Annotated in this window: 14 protein-coding genes and 2 pseudogenes; 9 read left to right on the top strand and 7 right to left on the bottom strand. The window is 73.9% G+C overall.

What is annotated here, in order from left to right; all coding sequences use genetic code 11:
* Positions 1–182 precede the first annotated feature (182 nt).
* The 3 genes from D476_RS0121725 (at position 183) to D476_RS0121715 (ending at position 3,312) form a co-directional block, all read left to right on the top strand.
* Positions 183–1,325, top strand: a complete 1,143-nt coding sequence (locus D476_RS0121725) for a glutamate--cysteine ligase (RefSeq protein WP_017626027.1) — start codon at positions 183–185, stop codon at positions 1,323–1,325.
* 56 nt (positions 1,326–1,381) lie between these two features.
* Complete coding sequence (locus D476_RS0121720) at positions 1,382–2,638, top strand: M20 family metallopeptidase (protein ID WP_017626026.1); 1,257 nt, start codon at positions 1,382–1,384, stop codon at positions 2,636–2,638.
* A 71-nt stretch (positions 2,639–2,709) separates the two neighbouring features.
* Positions 2,710–3,312, top strand: a complete 603-nt coding sequence (locus tag D476_RS0121715) for a PH domain-containing protein (RefSeq protein WP_026123738.1) — start codon at positions 2,710–2,712, stop codon at positions 3,310–3,312.
* A gap of 479 nt (positions 3,313–3,791) precedes the next feature.
* On the opposite strand, the gene D476_RS0121710 is transcribed toward D476_RS0121715, so the two are convergent.
* Positions 3,792–4,595, bottom strand: coding sequence for a purine-nucleoside phosphorylase (locus D476_RS0121710; RefSeq protein ID WP_017626024.1), 804 nt, complete (start codon positions 4,593–4,595; stop codon positions 3,792–3,794).
* A 285-nt stretch (positions 4,596–4,880) separates the two neighbouring features.
* Between D476_RS0121710 and D476_RS0121705 the strand changes: the two genes are divergently transcribed.
* Entirely contained in the window at positions 4,881–6,257 is a 1,377-nt protein-coding gene (locus tag D476_RS0121705) for an NAD(P)H-quinone dehydrogenase (RefSeq protein WP_017626023.1), read from the top strand.
* Positions 6,258–6,317: 60 nt separating this feature from the next.
* On the opposite strand, the gene D476_RS0121700 is transcribed toward D476_RS0121705, so the two are convergent.
* The 6 genes from D476_RS0121700 to D476_RS0121680 all read right to left on the bottom strand — a co-directional run bounded on the left by D476_RS0121700 (position 6,318) and on the right by D476_RS0121680 (position 13,318).
* Positions 6,318–7,592 (bottom strand): chemotaxis protein CheA, encoded by a 1,275-nt coding sequence (locus tag D476_RS0121700; RefSeq protein ID WP_239648789.1) that lies wholly within the window; start codon positions 7,590–7,592, stop codon positions 6,318–6,320.
* A gap of 141 nt (positions 7,593–7,733) precedes the next feature.
* A complete protein-coding gene (locus D476_RS0121695; RefSeq protein WP_017626021.1) occupies positions 7,734–9,185 on the bottom strand; it encodes a dicarboxylate/amino acid:cation symporter in 1,452 nt (483 codons plus the stop codon).
* A gap of 201 nt (positions 9,186–9,386) precedes the next feature.
* A complete protein-coding gene (locus D476_RS40160) occupies positions 9,387–9,461 on the bottom strand; it encodes a putative leader peptide (RefSeq protein ID WP_376769095.1) in 75 nt (24 codons plus the stop codon).
* A 171-nt stretch (positions 9,462–9,632) separates the two neighbouring features.
* Positions 9,633–11,405, bottom strand: a complete 1,773-nt coding sequence (locus tag D476_RS0121690) for an acetyl/propionyl/methylcrotonyl-CoA carboxylase subunit alpha (protein WP_017626020.1) — start codon at positions 11,403–11,405, stop codon at positions 9,633–9,635.
* Positions 11,406–11,444: 39 nt separating this feature from the next.
* Positions 11,445–11,708: an acyl-CoA carboxylase subunit epsilon gene (locus D476_RS0121685; RefSeq protein WP_017626019.1), complete on the bottom strand. Its 264-nt coding sequence runs from the start codon at positions 11,706–11,708 to the stop codon at positions 11,445–11,447.
* Positions 11,705–13,318 carry an acyl-CoA carboxylase subunit beta gene (locus tag D476_RS0121680; protein WP_017626018.1) on the bottom strand — a complete coding sequence of 538 codons (1,614 nt, stop codon included), beginning with the start codon at positions 13,316–13,318 and terminating at the stop codon, positions 11,705–11,707. Before D476_RS0121680 ends, D476_RS0121685 begins: the two co-directional genes overlap by 4 nt.
* A gap of 219 nt (positions 13,319–13,537) precedes the next feature.
* Between D476_RS0121680 and D476_RS0121675 the strand changes: the two genes are divergently transcribed.
* From D476_RS0121675 to D476_RS34090, 5 genes and pseudogenes are all read left to right on the top strand, one after another.
* Positions 13,538–14,380, top strand: coding sequence for a nitrilase-related carbon-nitrogen hydrolase (locus D476_RS0121675; protein ID WP_017626017.1), 843 nt, complete (start codon positions 13,538–13,540; stop codon positions 14,378–14,380).
* Positions 14,381–14,391: 11 nt separating this feature from the next.
* Positions 14,392–15,852 (top strand): dihydropyrimidinase, encoded by a 1,461-nt coding sequence (gene hydA, locus D476_RS0121670; protein WP_051061814.1) that lies wholly within the window; start codon positions 14,392–14,394, stop codon positions 15,850–15,852.
* Positions 15,853–15,875: 23 nt separating this feature from the next.
* Positions 15,876–16,891, top strand: a pseudogene (locus D476_RS34095) (TIGR03842 family LLM class F420-dependent oxidoreductase).
* A 228-nt stretch (positions 16,892–17,119) separates the two neighbouring features.
* Positions 17,120–19,720, top strand: coding sequence for a phosphoenolpyruvate carboxylase (locus D476_RS0121660; protein ID WP_051061815.1), 2,601 nt, complete (start codon positions 17,120–17,122; stop codon positions 19,718–19,720).
* 68 nt (positions 19,721–19,788) lie between these two features.
* A pseudogene (locus D476_RS34090) lies at positions 19,789–20,053 on the top strand (biotin--[acetyl-CoA-carboxylase] ligase); the annotation flags it as partial.

Genomic DNA, 20,053 nt, shown 5'->3' with positions numbered 1-20,053 from the left:
CGCGCCCCCCGCCACGGGCACCGCGGCGGCCGTGTTCTGGATCCGCCGGACCCGCAGGGCCCAGGACGAGTACCGTTGATGAGACGCACGAGGACGGGCGGGTTGCGGATCGGCGGCCCCGGGGATGAAGGTCCCACTGCGCCGGTGAGCGCGCCGGCCGGACCCCTGCTCGGAGGTTGCCCGTGGCCATCGAATTCAACGCCTCTGACCGGACCACCCTGGGCGTGGAGTGGGAACTCCAGCTCGTCGACGTCCGCACCCGCCACCTGCGCCAGGAGGCCCAGCAGGTGCTGGCCGACCTGCCCGACCTGAGCCGCGGCCCGGGGCGCCCCCCGCTGCGGCACGAGCTCATGCAGTGCACCGTCGAGGTGGTGACGGGGGTGTGCGAGACCGTGGAGGAGGCCATGGCCGACCTCCAGGGCAGCGCGGACCGCCTGCAGGCCGTGCTGGAGCCCCGCAGGGCGGCCGCGATGTGCGCGGGCACCCACCCGGTCGACGACTGGCGCGACCAGACCCTGGCCCCGGTGCAGCGCTACGGCGAGCTGATCGAGCAGATGCAGTGGCTGGCCCGGCGCATCCTCACCTTCGGCGTGCACGTCCACGTGGGCGTGCGGTCCAAGGACAAGGCGGTGCCGATCGTCAACGCCCTGGCGGGGTACCTGCCGCACTTCCTGGCGCTGACCGCCTCCAGCCCCTACTGGAGCGGCCACGACACCGGGCTGGCCTCGGCCCGGTCGATCGTCTTCGGCGCGCTGCCGACCTCCGGCCCGCCGCCGCTGCTGGACGACTGGACGGCTTTCGAGGAATACATGGAGACGCTGCTGCGCGCCGGTACCATCGCCAGTATCAAGGAAGTGTGGTGGGACGTCCGCCCGCACCCGGACTACGGCACCATCGAGATCCGGATGTTCGACGGGATCCCCACCCTGCGCGAGGTCGGCATGGCCGCCGCCCTCTCGCAGAGCCTCGTCCGCCTGTTCGACCAGCAGATCGACCGGGGCTACGGGCTTCCCCGCCCGCCCGCCTGGGTGGTCACGGACAACAAGTGGCGCGCCACCCGGTACGGTCTGGACGCGCGCGTGATCACCGACGGGCGCGGGTCCACCGTCCCGCTGCGGGACGACCTGTACGAGCTCGTGCGCGAGCTCGGACCGGTGGCCGCGCGCCTGGGCTGCGCCGAGGAGCTGGACGCGGTCTCCGAAGTGCTCGACAAGGGCGCCTCCTATGAGCGGCAGCGCGCGATCGTGCGCGAGGGGGGCACCCTCAACGACGTCGTGGACGCGCTCGCCGAGGAGTTCCGCACCGGGACCCCCGGCGGCGGGTAGCCGCGGCGCGACCACCCACGACGATCCACGACCGACGACGACAGGGGGCCCAACGCATGCAGGGGCGTGATCTGGCGGACCAGATGGCCGCGTTTCTCGCGCGCGGTGAACGCGGGCTCGTCGAGTTCCGGCGGGACCTGCACATGCACCCCGAGCTGGCGTTCGCCGAGACCCGGACCACCCAGCGGGTGGAGGAGCGGCTGCGCTCGGCCGGGCTGGAGCCCGAGAGGCTCCCGGACGGCACCGGGCTGGTGTGCGACATCGGTTCCGGCGGGCCCACGGTGGCGCTGCGCGGCGACATCGACGCGCTGCCGCTGACCGACGAGAAGACCGGCGTTCCCTACCGGTCCACCGTTCCGGGCGCGGCGCACGCCTGCGGGCACGACGTGCACACCACCGCGCTGCTGGGGGCGGGGCTGTTCCTGGCCCAGCAGGCCCGGGCCGGGGCGCTCCCCGGCCGGGTGCGGCTGCTGTTCCAGCCGGCCGAGGAGCTGCCGGGCGGCGCCCGCGCGGTGATCGGGGCCGGGGCGCTGGAGGGGGTGGACCGGATCTTCGCCCTGCACTGCGACCCGCGCCTGCTCTGGGGACAGGTGGGGCTGCGGGTCGGACCGATCACCGCCGCCTGCGACCAGCTGGCGGTGCGGCTGTCGGGGCCGGGCGGGCACACCGCCCGGCCCCACCTGACCAGCGACCTGGTGTACGCGCTGGGCAAGGTGGTCACCGAGCTCCCGGCGGCGCTGTCGCGCCGGGTGGACCCGCGGGCCGGGTTCAGCCTGGTGTGGGGGCGGGTGAGCGCCGGGTCGGCGCCCAACGTCATCCCGGACGACGCGGTGGCCGAGGGCACGGTGCGCTGCCTGGACGACGACGCCTGGCACGCGGCGCCGGACGTGGTCAAGGAGCTGGTGGAGTCGGTGGTCGGGGGCTACCGGGCCACCGCCGAGGTGGACTACCGGCGGGGCGTGCCGCCGACGGTGAACGAGGCGGAGAGCGTGCGCATGCTGCGCGACGCGGTCGGCCAGGCGCTGGGGCCCGAGGCGGTGGCGTCCACCCCGCAGAGCCTGGGCGGCGAGGACTTCGCCTGGTACCTGGAGCACGTGCCGGGGGCGCTGGCGCGGCTGGGCACCCACCCGCCGGACGCGGCGGGGCCCATGCTGGACCTGCACCGGGGCACCTTCGATGTGGACGAGCGCGCCATCGGCACCGGGGTGCGGGTGTTCGTCTCGGCGGCGCTGACGGCCCTGTGGGAGGGCTCGCGGCCGGGCGGGCGGGGCGCCGCCGCCGACGACGCGCTGGGCGATGCGGCGCTGATGTAGGCGGGGGAGGGGGCCGGGCGTGCCCGACCTGCGCGTTCGCCCCGGTCCCCCCATGCGGTAAGACTGGTCGTGTGGGAGATGACGGAAAACCCCTGACCGCGACGGTGCCGCGGGTCCTCGCCTGGATCTGGATCGGCATCGCCGCGCTCTTGCTGCTCGACCTCGCGTTCAACGGCTCCGACGCGGCCTCGCTGGTCGCCGCCGGGGTGCTGTTGCTGACCGTCGGCGGCGCCTACGTGATGTGGCTGCGCCCCCGGATCGTCCCGGGGGAGGAGGGGGTGCGGGTGGTCAACCCGCTGCGCGAGACCCTCGTCCCGTGGTCCGAGTTCACCTGGGCCGACGTGACCGACGTGGTGCGCGTCCACGCGGGCGGGACCGTCGTGCGCTCGTGGGCCCTGCGCGAGACCAAGCGCTCCAAGGTCCGGGAGAACCTGCGCCGGGCCAACGGCTACTCCGACGCCGATCCGATCGCCGAGTCCGACCCGCGCGACCTGCGCCCCGCCGAGCTGCACGCCAAGCGCCTGCGGGAGATCGCCGAGCGCCGCAAGGCGAAGCCCTCGGACGGCGGGGCCGCGCGCACCGCCGGCGGTGTGGTCACCGCGGTGTCCCCGGACGCGGTCGCGGCGCTCGCCGTCCCGGTCGTCCTCCTCGCGGTGGTCGCCCTGCTGCTCTGAGGCCGGCGGGCCGCGGCACCGATCCGGATGTTCTCAGGGGAGCCCTTCGGGGCTCCCCTCTTTCGTCATGTTCCGGCACGCGCACGCACCCGCGGTGAACGCGTGTGCCGCGGGGGACTTGACGGGGCGCCGCGCACCTGATTAGGTAAGGCATGCCTAAGGAGAACGGGCGGGGCTCCGGGGATCGCGCGGAACCCCGGAGCCCCTCCGCCCCTCCCCGGGCGCTGCGGGTCAACTGAATAGCGGGATCGCGCGGCGGTGCGGATCGCCACCCGCCCCCCACGCGCGATCGGTGCACATGGGTCCCGCCGAGGCGGCCGGACGCGTCGTCATCCCCGGCCTCGGGATGCTGCTCGCCACGCAGCGCCGACGGCCCCCGGCGGGCCCGTACAGGGCACCCCTCCGACGGGAGGGGCGCCGTTCCCCAGCGCGGAGGGGAGCGGCGCCCCTCCCGGCCTCTGTGCGCCCGCCCCCCGGCCCTACGCCCGCATCAGCACGGTGTTCAGCAGCTCGCCCAGCCGCTGGGTGTGGCGCCGCACCGCCTCCAGGGCGGCGTCCGGGTCGAAGGGCTCGAACACCCCGCCCACCGCGTCGTTGCTCACCGTCGCCAGGCCCATCACCTCGGCCTCCATCTCGACCGCGGCGATGGCCTCCAGCGCCAGCGAGCGCCCGACCAGGTCGGCCCCGGAGGTGCGGAGCATCCCCAGCTCGGCCGGGGTCATCAGCTCCGGCCCGGTCACCTCCGCGTACACCCCCTCGGCCAGCGACGGGTCGGCGTCGGCGGCGATGCCCCGCAGCCGCGCCGAGTAGGCCCGCGACAGGTCGGTGAAGTCCGGCCCGGTCAGCGGCGAGGCGCCGGTCAGGTTGATGTGGTCGCGCACCAGGATCGGCTCGCCCACCGCGTAGTCCGTGCGCAGCGACCCCGCCGAGCCGGTGAGCACCACGACCGGGGCGCCCGCGGCGATGACGGTGCGCACCGGGTGCACCACCGCCATCGGGTCGTGCGCCTCGCCCAGGTGCACGCGGCCGCAGAGCACGGCGACCCGCTTGGCCCCCACCCACAGGGTGCGCAGCCGCCCCGAGTGGCCCGGCGCGGTCGGCGCGGCGAACCCCGGCAGCTCGGCGGCGTCCAGCTCGATGTCGGGCGTCCCCAGGTGGTCCGCCACGTCGGTCCAGCCCGAGCCGAGCACGACGAGCGCGTCGTAGCCGTCGGCGCCGGTGCGGGACTTCAGCTCCTTCGCCGCCGCGGCGGCCTGCTCCTTCGCGTCGGCCGTCGTGACCACGGGGCGGTCTTGCGTGGATTCGCTCACATCTCCGGAGCGTACCCCTGTGCTTCCGATTTGTTACTGAGCGCAACGCCGGGGTGTGTATCACGGACACCGGGTGCGGTGTCCGGGGCGGGCGGGGCGCCGCCCCGTGCTCCGCCGGGTGCGCGGGGGAGGGGAGCCGCGGAGAATCCGCCCCTGACCATGGCGGACAATGGAGGTGCGACAGGAGGGCGGACATCCGGGCGACAGGGCGCCGGAGTGGTGCCGCGCGCCAACGCGCCGCGAAGGAGTGGAACAGACGTGACGAAGGTCGTGATCATCGGGGGCGGCCCCGGCGGGTACGAGGCGGCCCTGGTCGCCGCCCAGTTGGGTGCGGACGTGACCGTGGTCGAGCGGGACGGGGTCGGCGGCGCGTGCGTCCTGACCGACTGCGTGCCCTCCAAGACGATGATCGCCACGTCGGTCCGGTCGACCTACGTCAAGGACGCCGGACGGCTCGGCCTGACCATCAACTCCGGCGAGGACTGCAAGGTCGGGGTGGACCTGGCCGCGGTCAACGCCCGGGTCAAGCGGCTGGCGCGGGCCCAGTCCGAGGACACCGCCGCCCGGCTGCTCAAGGAGGGCGTGCGGACCGTCAGCGGGGAGGCCCGCCTGGTCGACCCGCACATCATCGCCGTGGGACAGGAGCGCCTGCACGCCGACGTGGTGCTGCTGGCCACCGGCGCCCACCCGCGCGAGCTGCCCACCGCCCGCCCCGACGGCGAGCGCATCCTCACCTGGCGCCACCTGTACGACCTGGAGGAGATGCCCGAGCACCTGGTCGTGGTCGGCTCGGGCGTCACCGGCGCCGAGTTCGCCAACGCCTACACCGGCCTGGGCGCCGAGGTCAGCCTGGTCTCCTCGCGCGACCGGGTGATGCCCACCCAGGACGCCGACGCCGCCGAGGTGCTGGAGGGGGTCTTCCGCCGCCGGGGCATGCAGGTGCTCGGCAACACCCGCGCCGAGTCGGTGGTCAACACCGGCGACGGCGTGCGGGTCACCCTCTCCGACGGGCGGACCGTGGAGGGCAGCCACTGCCTGATGACGGTCGGGATGATCCCCAACACGGCCGGGATCGGCCTGGAGGAGGCCGGGGTGCGCCTGGACGGCGGCGGCTTCGTGCAGGTCGACCGGGTCTCGCGCACCTCCACCCCGGGCGTGTACGCGGCCGGGGACTGCACCGGGGTGAACATGCTCGCCTCGGTGGCCGCGATGCAGGGGCGCATCGCCATGTGGCACGCCCTGGGCGAGGCGGTCTCCCCGCTGAAGCTGTCCACGGTCGCCGCGACCGTGTTCACCAACCCCGAGCTGGCCTCGGTCGGCGCCACCGAGGAGGACGTGCGCAGCGGCAAGGTGGACGCGCGCATCGTGAACCTGCCCCTGGACACCAACCCGCGGGCGAAGATGGGCGGCAGCAAGGACGGCTTCGTCAAGCTGATCTGCCGCCGGCACACCGGCATCGTGCTGGGCGGGGTCATCGTCGGCCCGCGCGCGAGCGAGCTGATCCTGGGGGTGTCCATCGCGGTGCAGCAGCGCCTGACGGTGGACGAGATCGCGCACACCTTCGCGGTCTACCCGTCGCTGTCGGGCAGCGTCACCGAGGCGGCGCGCTCGCTGATGCAGGCCTCTCCCGAGTAGGACAGGGAAGGGCCCACGGCGGAGGCCGTGGGCCCTTGCGCGTGCCGGGGAGGCGGGGGCCTAGAAGTCGAAGCCCCCGAAGTCCATGTCGCCGCCGAAGTCCCCGCCGAAGTCGCCTCCGCCGAGGTCCTCGCCGCCGCCCATGTCACCGCCCATGTCGCCCATCCCGGCGCCCATCATGGACCCCATCATCGAGCCCATCATCATGCCGGAGAACATGCCCATCATCATGCTCATGCCGAAGTAGCCGCCCGCGTAGGGGGCGTAGGCCGGGCCCGCGTCGTAGTAGGGGCGGCGCTCGCCGTCCACCTCGACCAGGCGCACGTCCGGGTCGTGCCCGCTGAGCACGGCCCTGGTGCACACCGCGCAGGCCGGGACCGCGCGCACGGCGCCGCCCGGGGGCGCCCACTGCACGTCCTGCTCGGAGGGGCCGTGCTGCGGGTTGAAGAAGCAGGGCTGGCGCCGGTCGGGCACCGGGTCGCCGTTCATCCGCGCCCGGGTGGCGACCATGTAGTACCGGCCGTCCTCCAGGGCGTTGGTGACCTGCTGGATGTCCTGCGGTTCGCGGATGCCGTCCAGCGTGGCCTTGGCCCGGTCGTAGGAGTCCATGGCGTGGCCGTAGTCGGTGCGGGTGGCCTCGTCCACCTGGGACATGTCGATCTCCAGGCGGGCGATGTCCTCGCCGAGCCGGACGACGTCCTCCTGGGCCATCTGCTTGATCTCCGCGAGCTGCTTGGCCTTCTCGGCCGCGCGCTTCTTGCGCGAGCTGTAGATGAAGTAGCCGCCGCCCGCCACCGCGAGCACCAGGATGCCCAGGAACGCGGCGCCGAACATGCCCGAGGCGGCCGCGTCGCCCTCCTGCTCGGCCACCGCGTCGGGGATGGCCGCGAGCGCGTCGACCGGGGTCGGGGCGCTGGGCATGTTGGAGGAGATCTGGTTGAGCTCGGACTGGTCCAGGTTGGGCGAGTACAGGAACGAGTCCTGCGGGGTGTCGCCGTGGAACCCGGCGTACACGCCGTCGCCGGTCTCGGCCATGACCTCGTCCATGTAGCCCTCGAGGGCGACCTGGGACTGGAAGGTGTCCGAGGGCAGCATGATCAGGTAGACGGGGGTCTCGGTGTCGGCGCTCTCCGCCGCCGACACCAGGGCGTCCTGCTCGGCCTGGCCGGGAGGGTTCTCGCCCTCCAGGACGCCTTCGTCGATGTAGACGTGGTCGGACTTGAGGTCCTGCGCGGTCTCCCCGGCGTCGGGGGCCGCCGCCGCTGCGGCCGGAGCCGCGACCGCGACGCTGAGTCCCGCGGTGAACAGGGCCGGTACTAGCAATCGGCGCAACATGTCGTTCCTCTCGCCTCCCTCATTCGGTAAGGACGAACGGCGTGGGCCGCCGGTTCCCGGAGGGGAGCCCGGTCCTGTGGCAAAGACTACGGGCGGCCCGCCGCGCGGCGGGCCGCCCGGTGGGCGCGGCGGGTCGCGGGGCTAATCCCGCGCGGGCACCTTCTCGTAGGCGCCCGCCTCGGAGGGCTCGGCGCCCCCGGCCTCGGGGGCGGGCGCCTCCTGGGCGGCCGCGGCCTTCTCCGCCTCGGAGAGGAAGTCGTCGGCGACGAACCCGTCCAGCCCGCGCGGGGCGTGGTAGCGCTCGACGTCGAGGATCCTCTCGCGCTTGGCGACGATCGCCGGGACCAGCGCCTGCCCGGCCACGTTGGTGGCGGTGCGGCCCATGTCCAGGATCGGGTCGACGGCCAGCAGCAGGCCGACGCCCTCCAGCGGCAGGCCGACGGTGGACAGCGTCAGGGTCAGCATCACCGTCGCGCCGGTGGTCCCGGCGGTGGCCGCCGAGCCGATCACCGAGACGAACACGATCAGCAGGTAGTCGGTGACCGACAGGTTCACGCCGAAGAACTGGGCGACGAAGATCGCCGAGATCGCCGGGTAGATCGCGGCGCAGCCGTCCATCTTGGTGGTGGCGCCGAAGGGCACGGCGAAGGAGGCGTAGTGGCGCGGCACCCCGAAGTTGGTCTCGGCCACCCGCTGGGTCACCGGCATGGTGCCCATCGAGGAGCGGGAGACGAAGCCGAGCTGCACGGCGGGCCACACGCCGGAGAAGAACTTGGCGATGGACAGCCCGTGCACCCGCGCCAGCAGCGGGTAGACGACGAACACCACGGCGGCCAGGCCCAGGTAGATGGCCAGGGTGAAGGTGCCCAGGGCGCCGATGGTGGTCCAGCCGTAGCTGTAGACCGCGTTGCCCAGCAGGCCGAGGGTGCCCAGCGGGGCCAGGCGGATGATCCACCACAGGACCTTGAGCACGATCTGCAGCGCGGACTCGGTGAAGGCCAGGAACGGCTCGGCGGCCTTGCCGGTCTTCACGGCGGCCACGCCGATCGCGATGGCGATGACGATGAGCTGCAGGGCGTTGAAGGTGAGCCCGGTCGACAGGTCCAGGGTGCCGCCGCTGACCTCGCCCTCGGTGGAGGCGGTCAGCCCCAGGAAGTTCTGCGGGACCATGCTCTCCAGGAAGGCCGTCCACGAGCCGTGCGTGGAGGGGTCCTGGGCGGCGGAGGCGTCCACGCCGCTGTTCAGCCCGGGGCGGATGACCGAGCCCAGGCCGATGCCGATCGCCACCGCGATGAGCGCGGTGACCGCGAACCACAGCAGCGTCTGCCCGGCCAGGCGGGCGGCGTTGGAGACGTTGCGGAGCTGGGCGATCGAGGAGATCACGGCCAGCAGGATCAGCGGCGGGACGATCGCCTTCAGCAGCGTGACGAAGGTGCTGCCGACGGTGTCGAGCGTGACCGCCAGCCAGTTCGGGTTCTCGGCGTCGCCGCCGAGCTGGAGGGCGACCACGCCGAGCGCGATGCCCAGCACGAGGGCGGCCAGCACCTGGAAGGCGAAGGGGACACGGGGGATGCGTCTGAGTGCGGATGGCACGGGATGGCTCCTGGGTCAGGGCAGAGCCGACGGGCGCGGGTGGCGTCGGGGTCGGCGGGCGGACGAATGGGGTCGGCCTGCGCGGTGGGCGGCTCCGGGGGCGGTGCCGTGGATCACGGCCCGAGGGGACGCCGCGCTGCGGGCGCGCAGGGACGGGACGAGAAGTCGATCGGCGGAGATACGGCGGATCGGCTCAGGCGGTCATCGACACGCCTGGCTGGCGACGCGGCACAGGTCGACGTGCCGTCGCTCGGTCAGGCCCCACAGGTTCGTCACGAATAGGAACAATAACGGTCCGCGCCCGATTATTCCCGGGGTGGGCGGTGTCAATCCGGTCACGTCCGTGCAGGTATGCCCCGTTGCCCTCGCTGACGTGGGATGAATCGGGGGCCGGGTGCGCCCGCGGCGCACCCGGCCCCCGAAGGCCGCCCGGGGGCGGCGTCCGGACTAGGCGTCCTTGATCTCGCAGACGGCCGAGCCGCTGGAGACCGTGTCGCCCGGGGCCACCGACAGCCCGGCCACCGTGCCCGCCTTGTGGGCCGCCAAGGGCTGCTCCATCTTCATGGCCTCGACCACCACCACCGTGTCGCCCTCGGCCACGGTCGCGCCGTCCTCGGCCACGACCTTGACGACGGTGCCCTGCATCGGCGAGACCAGGGCGTCCCCGCTCGCCGCCGTCGCGGCGCCGCCGCCCTTCTTCCGGGAGCCCTTGCGCCGCCCGCCCGCGGCCTGCGGGGCCGGGGCGGCGGCCGCGGCCCCCAGCCCGGCCGGGAGCACCACCTCGATGCGCTTGCCACCGACCTCCACGGTCACCGACTCGCGCTCGTCCTGCTCGTCGGGTTGGGCGGGGACGCCTTCGTAGGGCGGCACGGTGTTGTCGAACTCGGTCTCGATCCACCGGGTGTGCACCGAGAACGCCTCCCCGTCGGCCGGATCGAAGGCCGGATCCTCCACCACCGTGCGGTGGAAGGGGATCACCGTGGGCATGCCACCCACCTCGAACTCGGCCAGCGCCCGCCGCGACCGCTCCAGCGCCTGCTCACGCGAGGCCCCGGTCACGATCAGCTTGGCCACCATCGAGTCGAAGGACGCCGGGACGGTGAAGCCCTCCTCGCAGCCGGTGTCCACCCGCACCCCGGGCCCGCCCGGAAGGTTGAGGCGGGTGATGGTGCCCGGCGCGGGCAGGAAGTTGCGCCCGGCGTCCTCGGCGTTGATCCGGAACTCGAAGGAGTGCCCGCGCAGCACCGGGTCGCCGTAGCCCAGCTCCTCGCCGTCGGCGATGCGCAGCATCTCGCGCACCAGGTCGATCCCGGCGACCTCCTCCGAGACCGGGTGCTCGACCTGCAGGCGGGTGTTGACCTCCAGGAACGAGATGGTGCCGTCGGCGCCGACGAGGAACTCGCAGGTGCCCGCGCCGCGGTACCCGGCCTCGGCCAGGATGGCCTTGGAGGCCGCGTACAGCTCGGCGTTCTGCGCCTCGCTCAGGAACGGGGCCGGGGCCTCCTCGACCAGCTTCTGGTGGCGGCGCTGCAGCGAGCAGTCGCGGGTGGAGACCACCACGACGTTGCCGTGGGCGTCGGCCAGGCACTGGGTCTCCACGTGCCGGGGCCGGTCCAGGTAGCGCTCGACGAAGCACTCCCCGCGGCCGAAGGCCGCGGTGGCCTCGCGCACCGCCGAGTCGAAGAGCTCGGGGATCTCCTCCAGGGTGCGGGCGACCTTCAGGCCGCGCCCGCCGCCGCCGAAGGCGGCCTTGATGGCGATGGGCAGGCCGTGCTCCTGGGCGAAGGCCACCGCCTGGCCGGCGTCGTCGAGGGGGTCGGCGGTCCCGGCGACCAGGGGGGCGCCGACCTTTGCGGCGATGTGGCGGGCCTGGACCTTGTCGCCCAGGGCGGTGATGGCCGCCGGGGGCGGGCCGATCCAGGTGAGCCCGGCGTCGGTGACGGCCTGGGCGAAGTCGGCGTTCTCGGACAGGAAGCCGTAGCCGGGGTGGACGGCGTCGGCGCCCGAGCGGGCCGCCGCGTCCAGGATCTTGGCCATGTCCAGGTAGGTGTCGGCCGGGCTGTCGCCGCCCAGGGCGTAGGCCTCGTCGGCGGTCTTGGTGTGCAGGGCGTCGCGGTCGGGGTCGGCGTAGACGGCCACGCTGGTGATCCCGGCGTCGCGGCAGGCGCGGGCCACGCGTACCGCGATCTCCCCGCGGTTGGCGATCAGGACTTTGCGCACGGTGGGGAATCCTCCTGGTGAAAGTCGGGACGGGCCGGGTCAGCCCGGGTGGAAGCTGCGCGCCCAGGCGCCCGGCCCCGGGCGGACGGGGCCCCGCAGCAGCCGGGAGCGGTCGCGCCAGGCCGACCGCGGCCGCCGGGCGGACTCCTCGGCCGCGCGGGCGGCCTGCGCCGCGCGGGCGCGCGCGGTGAGCACGGCGACCAGCGCCACCACCTCCTCGGGGGAGGGGTCGCCGCGGACGACGCTCAGGTGCGGCCCGGGGTCCTGCCCGGAGGGCCGTCCGGGGTTCTGCGCGCCGCTCACAGCGGGATGTTCCCGTGCTTCTTGGGCGGGAGCTGCTTGCGCTTGCCGCGCAGTGCCCGCAGCGCCTTGACGACCGACACGCGCGTCTCCGAGGGGAGGATGACCCCGTCGACGTAGCCGCGCTCCGCCGCGGAGTAGGGGTTGAGCAGCGTGTCCTCGTACTCCTCGACCAGGCGGGCCCGCTCGGCCTCCACGTCCTCGGCGGCGGCGAGGGTGCGCCGGTGCAGGATGTTCACCGCCCCCTGGGCGCCCATGACCGCGATCTGCGCGGTGGGCCAGGCCAGGTTGACGTCGGCGCCCAGGTGCTTGGAGCCCATCACGTCGTAGGCGCCGCCGAACGCCTTGCGGGTGATGACGGTGATCAGCGGCACCGTCGCCTCGGCGTAGGCGTAGATGAGCTTGGCGCCGCGCCGGATGATGCCGTTCCACTCCTGGTCGGTGCCGGGGAGGAAGCCGGGCACGTCGACGAAGGTGAGGACCGGGACGTTGAACGCGTCGCAGGTGCGCACGAAGCGCGCCGCCTTCTCGGAGGCGTCGATGTCCAGGCACCCGGCGAAGTTCATCGGCTGGTTGGCGACCACGCCCACGCTCTGGCCCTCGACCCGGCCGAAGCCGACGACGATGTTGCCCGCGAAGTGCTCGTGCACCTCCAGGAAGTCGCCGTCGTCGACGACGCGCTCGATGATCCGGCGGATGTCGTAGGGCTGGTTGGCCGAGTCCGGGATGAAGGTGTCGAGCTCCCGGTCCTCCTCGGTGGCCTCGGAGCCGGGGTCGGGTGCGGCGCCGGGCGGCACCGGCGCCTCGTCCAGGTTGTTGCCGGGCAGGTGGGCGAGCAGGTCGCGGACGTAGTCCAGGGCGTCCTGCTCGTCGGCGCCCATGTAGTGGGCGACGCCGGAACGGGTGTTGTGCGCCCGCGCCCCGCCCAGCTCCTCCATGGACACGTCCTCGCCGGTGACGGTCTTGATGACGTCGGGCCCGGTGATGAACATCTGCGAGGTCCGGTCGACCATGACGACGAAGTCGGTCAGGGCGGGGGAGTAGACGTGCCCCCCGGCGGCGGCGCCCATGATCACCGAGATCTGCGGGATGACGCCGGAGGCGTGCACGTTGCGCTTGAAGATCTCGGCGTACAGGCCCAGGGCCGCCACGCCCTCCTGGATCCGCGCGCCGCCGCCCTCGTTGATGCCCACGACGGGGCACCCGTTGGTGAGCGCGTGGTCCAGGACCTTGACGATCTTCTCCCCGTACACCTCGCCCAGGGAGCCGCCGAAGACGGTGACGTCCTGGCTGAAGACGGCGACGGGGCGGCCGTCGACGGTTCCGTGCCCGGTGACCACGCCGTCCCCGTAGGGCCGGTCGGCGTCCAGGCCGAAGCTGGTGGACCTGTGCCGGGCGAGGGCGTCGAACTCGGTGAACGACCCTGGATCCAGCAGGGCGTCGATCCGTTCGCGCGCCGTCATCTTGCCCTTGGCGTGCTGCTTGGCGATCGCTCGCTCCGAACCCGCGTGGACGGCCTCGTAGCGCCGTCGCTGGAGATCGGCGAGCTTGCCCGCGGTGGTGTGGATGTCGATCTCGTCCGCGGGTAGCGGTTCTGGGGCTTCGGTGGCCATGGAAGACCAGGGTAGACGCCCCCGCGCGGGGGCCGTCGGGGTGACCCCCGTTACTTCCACATGCTGGACACGCGTCCCGGCCGTCACGGCTGCGGACGACCGAAATCCCAGGTCCGGACGGGGCGTGTCGCCCGGGGCCGTTGACCCCCGTGCGAGAGCCTGCCTACCGTCGACGCTTCCCGCGGCCAAGGGGGGCCCGGGACGGCGTTAAGGAGGGCCATGCCGCAGCTGGTTCGTGCCGCGCTCGTGCAGACCGAGTGGACCGGCGACACCGCGTCGATGACCGACGCCCACGAGGGCTACGCCAGGCAGGCCGCCGCCCAGGGGGCGCGGGTGATCGGCTTCCAGGAGATCTTCACCGGCCCCTACTTCTGCCAGGTGCAGCAGGACGAGCACTTCGCCCTGGCCGAGGAGGTTCCGGACGGGCCCACGGTCACCCGGTTCTCGGCCCTGGCGCGGGAGCTGGGCATGGTGATGGTGCTGCCGGTCTTCGAGCGCGAGGGGCCGGGGTGGTTCTACAACACCGCGGCGGTCATCGACGCCGACGGCACCTACCTGGGCAAGTACCGCAAGCACCACATCCCGCAGGTGAAGGGGTTCTGGGAGAAGTACTACTTCCGCCCCGGCAACCTGGGCTGGCCGGTGTTCGACACGGCCGTGGGCCGGATCGGCGTCTACATCTGCTACGACCGGCACTTCCCCGAGGGGTGGCGCGCGCTGGGCCTGGCCGGGGCGCAGCTGGTCTACAACCCGTCGGCCACCAGCCGGGGCCTGTCGGCGCACCTGTGGAAGCTGGAGCAGCCGGCCGCCGCGGTGGCCAACCTGTACTACGTCGCCGCCATCAACAGGGTGGGGACCGAGGAGTACGGCGACAACGACTTCTATGGAACCAGCTACTTCGCCGACCCGCGCGGGGCCATCGTGGGCGAGGCGGCCTCGGACCGCAAGCCCGAGCTGCTCGTGCGCGACCTCGACTTCGACCTGGTCGAGCAGGCCCGCACCCAGTGGGCGTTCTACCGCGACCGCCGCCCCGACGCCTACGGCCCGCTGACCGAGGCCTGAGGGAGGCGGACATGGCACATTCGACGGGAACAGTGGCGGGAACGGCGACGGGAGCGGCGACGGGAGCCCAGCGCACCCTGATCCGCGGCGGCCTGCTGGTCACCGCCGCCGAGGAGACCCCCGCCGACGTCCTCATCGAGGGCGAGCGGGTGGCCGCGGTGGCGGCCCGGGGCAGCGAGGCCGCCGAGGCGTGGGCGCGCGGCGGGGCCGCGGTGGTCGACGCCGAGGGGCACTACGTGATCCCGGGCGGCGTGGACGCCCACACCCACATGGAGATGCCCTTCGGCGGCACCTACGCCTCCGACACCTTCGAGACCGGCACCCGGGCGGCCGCCTGGGGCGGCACCACCACCATCGTCGACTTCGCCGTGCAGCGCGCGGGCGAGTCGCTGCGGGCCAGCGTGGACGCCTGGCACGCCAAGGCCGAGGGCGCCTGCGCGATCGACTACGGCTTCCACGCCATCGTCGGCGACGCGGTGCCCGACGCCCTCAAGGAGCTGGACGCCCTGGTGGACGAGGGCATCACCTCGTTCAAGATGTTCATGGCCTACCCGGGCGTGTTCTACAGCGACGACGGGCGGATCCTGCGCACCATGCAGCGGGCCGCCGCCAACGGCGGCCTGATGATGATGCACGCCGAGAACGGCCCGGCGATCGACGTGCTCGTGGAGCAGGCGCTCGCCGAGGGCCGCACCGGCCCCGAGGCGCACGGGCAGGTCCGCCGCGAACTCCTGGAGTCCGAGGCGGTGCACCGGGCGGTCCGCCTGGCCCAGGTGGCGGGCGCCCCCCTGTACATCGTGCACGTGTCGGCCGGGCAGGCGGTCGGGGAGATCGCCCGCGCGCGCGACGACGGGCTCAACGTCTTCGCCGAGACCTGCCCCCAGTACCTGTACCTGTCCGTCGACGACCTGGCGCGCCCGGACTTCGAGGGCGCCAAGTACGTGTGCTCCACGCCGCTGCGCCCGCGCGAGCACCAGGAGATGCTCTGGCGGGCGCTGCGCACCGGCGACCTGTCGGTGGTCTCCACCGACCACTGCCCGTTCTGCTTCAAGGGCCAGAAGGAGCTGGGCATCGGGGACTTCTCCAAGATCCCCAACGGGATGCCCGGGGTGGAGCACCGCATGGACCTGCTGCACCAGGCGGTGCTGGACGGGCGCATCTCCCGGCGCCGGTGGATCGAGCTGGCCTGCGCGGCGCCCGCCCGCATGTTCGGCATGTACCCGCGCAAGGGCACCATCGCGCCCGGCGCCGACGCCGACATCGTCGTCTACGACCCGGGGGCCGGGCACGTGCTCTCCGCCGCCACCCACCACATGAACGTCGACTACTCGGCCTACGAGGGCCTGCACGTCACCGGGAAGGCCCGCACGGTGCTCTCCCGCGGGCGCGTGGTGGTGGACCGCGGCGCCTACACCGGCGCGGCCGGGCACGGCGGGTTCGTCCGGCGCGGGCTGTGCGGGGAACTGATCTGAACCGATCCGAGAGGGGGAGAGCCGTGGACGTGGGGCTGGTGCTGCAGACCGACCCGCCCGGCGCGCAGGTCGTCGAGCGGATGCGGCGCGCCGAGGAGCTGGGGTTCACCCACGGGTGGACGTTCGACTCGGCGGTGCTCTGGCAGGAGCCGTTCGTCATCTACAGCCGCATCCTGGCCGCCACCGAGACGCTCAGGGTGGGGACCATGGTGACCAACCCGTCCACCAGGGCGTGGGAGGTCACCGCGTCGGCGTTCGCCACGCTGAACGAGATGTACGGGCCGCGCACGGTGTGCGGGATCGGCCGCGGCGACTCGGCGATGCGGGTGGCCGGGCGCAGGCCGGCCACGCTGGCGCGGCTGGAGCGCGCCATCACCGCCATCCGGGACCTGGCCGAGGGGCGCGAGGCACGCCTGGGCACCGGCCCCGACGGGGAGNGCGGGGGGGGGGGGCGGGCCCCCTGCCGGTGTGGGCGGCGGCCTATGGGCCCAAGGCGCTGGCGATGGCCGGGCGCACCGCCGACGGGTTCATCCTGCAGCTCGCCGACCCCTTCCTGACCGAGTGGATGGTGGAGGCGGTGCGGAGGTCGGCCCGGGAGGCCGGGCGCGACCCGGACGACGTGGCGATCTGCGTCGCCGCCCCCGCCTACGTCACCGACGGCACCCCCGGGGGGCTCGCCCACGCCCGCGAGCAGTGCCGCTGGTTCGGCGGCATGGTCGGCAACCACGTCGCCGACCTCGTGGCCCGCTACGGCGCGGCCGCCGGGGCCGTCCCCGCCGAGCTGACCGACTACATCGAGGGGCGCCAGGGGTACGACTACGCCCACCACGGCCGCACCGGCAACCCCGACACCGCGTTCGTCCCGGACGCCGTCGTCGACCGGTTCTGCGTGCTCGGCCCGCCCGAGGAGCACGTGCGCCGCCTGAAGGAGCTGCGCGCCCTGGGGGTCGACCAGTTCGCCGTCTATGCCATGCACGACGCCGTGGACGAGGTGGCCGTCACATACGGAACGGAGGTGATCCCGGCGCTGGGCGGGTAGACACCGGGGCGCGGCCGGGTAGACCACTGCCCGGCCGTGCCGGGCGGCGCCGCAGGTCGGGACAGAGGCACCCCGGGTGCCCAATGGTCCAGACCATCACCGCTAGGCTGGCGGACCGAAACGCCACCGCGGAACCTGCAACGGCGCCGGCGCGGTGACCCTGCGAGAGGAGATCTGGCGATGGCGAACGACCCCGCCGGCGCCGGGCGCGAGGGCGCCCGGCAGGAGATGCCCGAGCAGCTGCGCAGCGACATCCGGCTGCTCGGCGGCACCCTGGGCACGGTGCTGGCCGAGGGCGGCGGCGAGGACCTGCTGGCCGACGTGGAGAAGCTGCGCACCGCCGTGATCGGCGCCCGCGAGGGCACCGTCGACCCGGCCTCGATCACCGAGCTGGTGGACTCCTGGCCGCTGGAGCGGGCCAAGCAGGTGGCGCGCGCGTTCACGGTCTACTTCCACCTGGCCAACCTGGCCGAGGAGCACCAGCGGATGCGCGCCCTGCGCGAGCGCGACGACGCGGTGCACCCGCCCCACGAGTCGCTGGCGGCCGCGGTGGAGGCGGTCCGCGCCGACTGCGGCGAGGACCGGCTGGCCGAGTTCGTCCGGGACATGGAGTTCCACCCGGTGCTCACCGCCCACCCCACCGAGGCGCGCCGCCGCGCGGTGTCCACCGCCATCGTGCGGATCGGCGCCGAGCTGGAGCGGCTGCACGCCGCCCACCCGGACAGCGCGGCCGAGCGGGAGGCCCGCCGCCGCCTCACCGAGGAGGTGGACCTGCTCTGGCGCACCTCCCAGCTGCGCTACACCAAGCTCGACCCGCTCGACGAGGTGCGCACCGCCATGGCCGCCTTCGACGAGACCATCTTCGCGGTGGTGCCCCAGATCTACCGGTCGCTGGACACCGCGCTGGACCCGGCCGGGACCGGCACCCGGCCGCCGCGGGCGCGCGCGTTCATGCGCTACGGGAGCTGGATCGGCGGCGACCGGGACGGCAACCCGTTCGTCACCCACGAGGTGACCCGCGAGGCCATCACCATCCAGTCCGAGCACGTGCTGCGCAGCCTGGAGGAGGCCTGCGGCCGGGTGGCGCGCACCCTGACCGCCTACTCCAACCTCACCCCCGCCGGTGAGGACCTGCGCGACACCCTGGCCACGGCGCAGGCCGCGCACCCGCCGCTGATGGCCGACATCGCCAAGCGCTCCCCCAACGAGCCGCACCGGCAGATGCTGATGTTCGCCACCGCGCGGCTGCGCGCCACCCGCGAGCGCAACGCGGACCTGGCCTACCGGCGCCCCGAGGAGCTCTTGGAGGACCTGCGCGCCGTGCAGTCCTCCCTGGAGGCGGCCGGTGCCCGCCGCCAGGCCTACGGGGAGCTGCAGCACCTCATCTGGCAGGCCGAGACCTTCGGGTTCCACCTGGCCGAGCTGGAGATCCGCCAGCACAGCGCGGTGCACGCCCGGGCCCTGGAGGAGGTGCGCGCCGGGGGCGGGCTGTCCGAGGCCACCGAGGAGGTGCTGGCCACGCTGCGGGTCGTGGCCTGGATCCAGGAGCGGTTCGGCGTCGACGCCTGCCGCCGCTACATCGTCAGCTTCACCCGCTCGGCCGCCGACGTGGCCGCCGTGCACGAGCTGGCCGTGCACGCCCTGCCCGCGGGCAAGGCGCCGGTGCTGGACGTGATCCCGCTCTTCGAGACCGGGGCCGACCTGGACGCCTCCCCGCAGGTGCTGGACGGCATGCTGGAGCTGCCGGACGTGCGGCGCCGCCTGGCCGAGTCGGGCAACCGGCTGGAGGTCATGCTCGGCTACAGCGACTCGGCCAAGGACGTCGGCCCGGTCAGCGCCACCCTGCGCCTCTACGACGTGCAGGGGCGGCTGGCCGAGTGGGCCGAGCGCAACGGGGTGGTGCTCACCCTGTTCCACGGCCGCGGCGGCTCCCTGGGCCGGGGCGGCGGACCGGCCAGCCGGGCCCTGCTGGCGCAGGCCCCCGGGTCGGTCGACGGGCGGTTCAAGGTGACCGAGCAGGGCGAGGTCATCTTCGCCCGGTACGGGCAGCGGGCCATCGCGCACCGCCACGCCGAGCAGGTGGGGCACGCGGTGCTGCTCGCCTCCACGCCCGCCGTGCAGGACCGGGCGCGGCAGGCGGCGGACCGGTTCCGGGGCCTGGCCGACGAGATCGCCGAGGCGGCGCAGGCGTCCTACCGGGAGCTCATCGACACCGACGGGTTCGCCGAGTGGTTCTCCCGGGTCAGCCCGCTGGAGGAGCTGGGCGAGCTGCGGCTGGGGTCGCGCCCCTCGCGCCGCTCGGCCGCCCGGGGGCTGGACGACCTGCGCGCCATCCCGTGGGTGTTCGCCTGGACCCAGACCCGGGTCAACCTGCCGGGCTGGTACGGCCTGGGCACCGGGCTGGCGGCCGCCTCGGACCCCGAGGCGCTGCGCGCGGCCTACGCCGAATGGCCGCTGTTCGCCTCGCTGCTGGACAACGCGGAGATGAGCCTGGCCAAGACCGACCGGGCGATCGCCGAGCGGTACCTGCGGCTGGGCGGGCGGCCCGAGCTGACCCGGAAGGTGCTGGACGAGTACGACCGCACGCGGGAGCTGGTGCTGGCCACCACCGGGCACCGCCGCCTGCTGGAGAACCGGCGGGTGCTGTCGCGGGCGGTGGACCTGCGCAACCCGTACGTGGACGCGCTGTCGCACCTGCAGCTGCGGGCGCTGAACGCGCTGCGCGGCCCAGAGGCCGAGAAGCTGGACGCCGACGACCAGCGCCACCTGGAGCGGCTGCTGCTGCTGTCGGTCAACGGCGTGGCGGCCGGTCTGCAGAACACCGGCTGACCGCGCACCGGCCGGCCACGGCGCGGCCCCTTCCGGCGGGAAGGGGCCGCACCGGTATACATGGACCCATGAGCACCGCGCCCTCCCCCTACACCGACCCGGACCGCCCGCCGCTCAGCGAGCGCGCGCTGAACCGCGCCCTGGTGCGGCCCGAGACGATGTGGACCGGGCTGGAGGTGGTCCCGGCGCTCGGGTCCACCAACACCGAGCTGCTGGCCCGCGCCCGCGAGGGCGCCGATGCGGGGCGGGTGCTGGTCACCGAGCACCAGACCGCGGGCCGGGGCCGCCTCGGCCGCGGCTTCACCACCCCGGACCGGGCCGCCCTCACCTTCT

Source organism: Nocardiopsis chromatogenes YIM 90109, assembly GCF_000341185.1.
Classification (GTDB): Bacteria; Actinomycetota; Actinomycetes; order Streptosporangiales; family Streptosporangiaceae; genus Nocardiopsis_A; species Nocardiopsis_A chromatogenes.
This window is presented reverse-complemented; position numbering and strand designations above follow the sequence as displayed.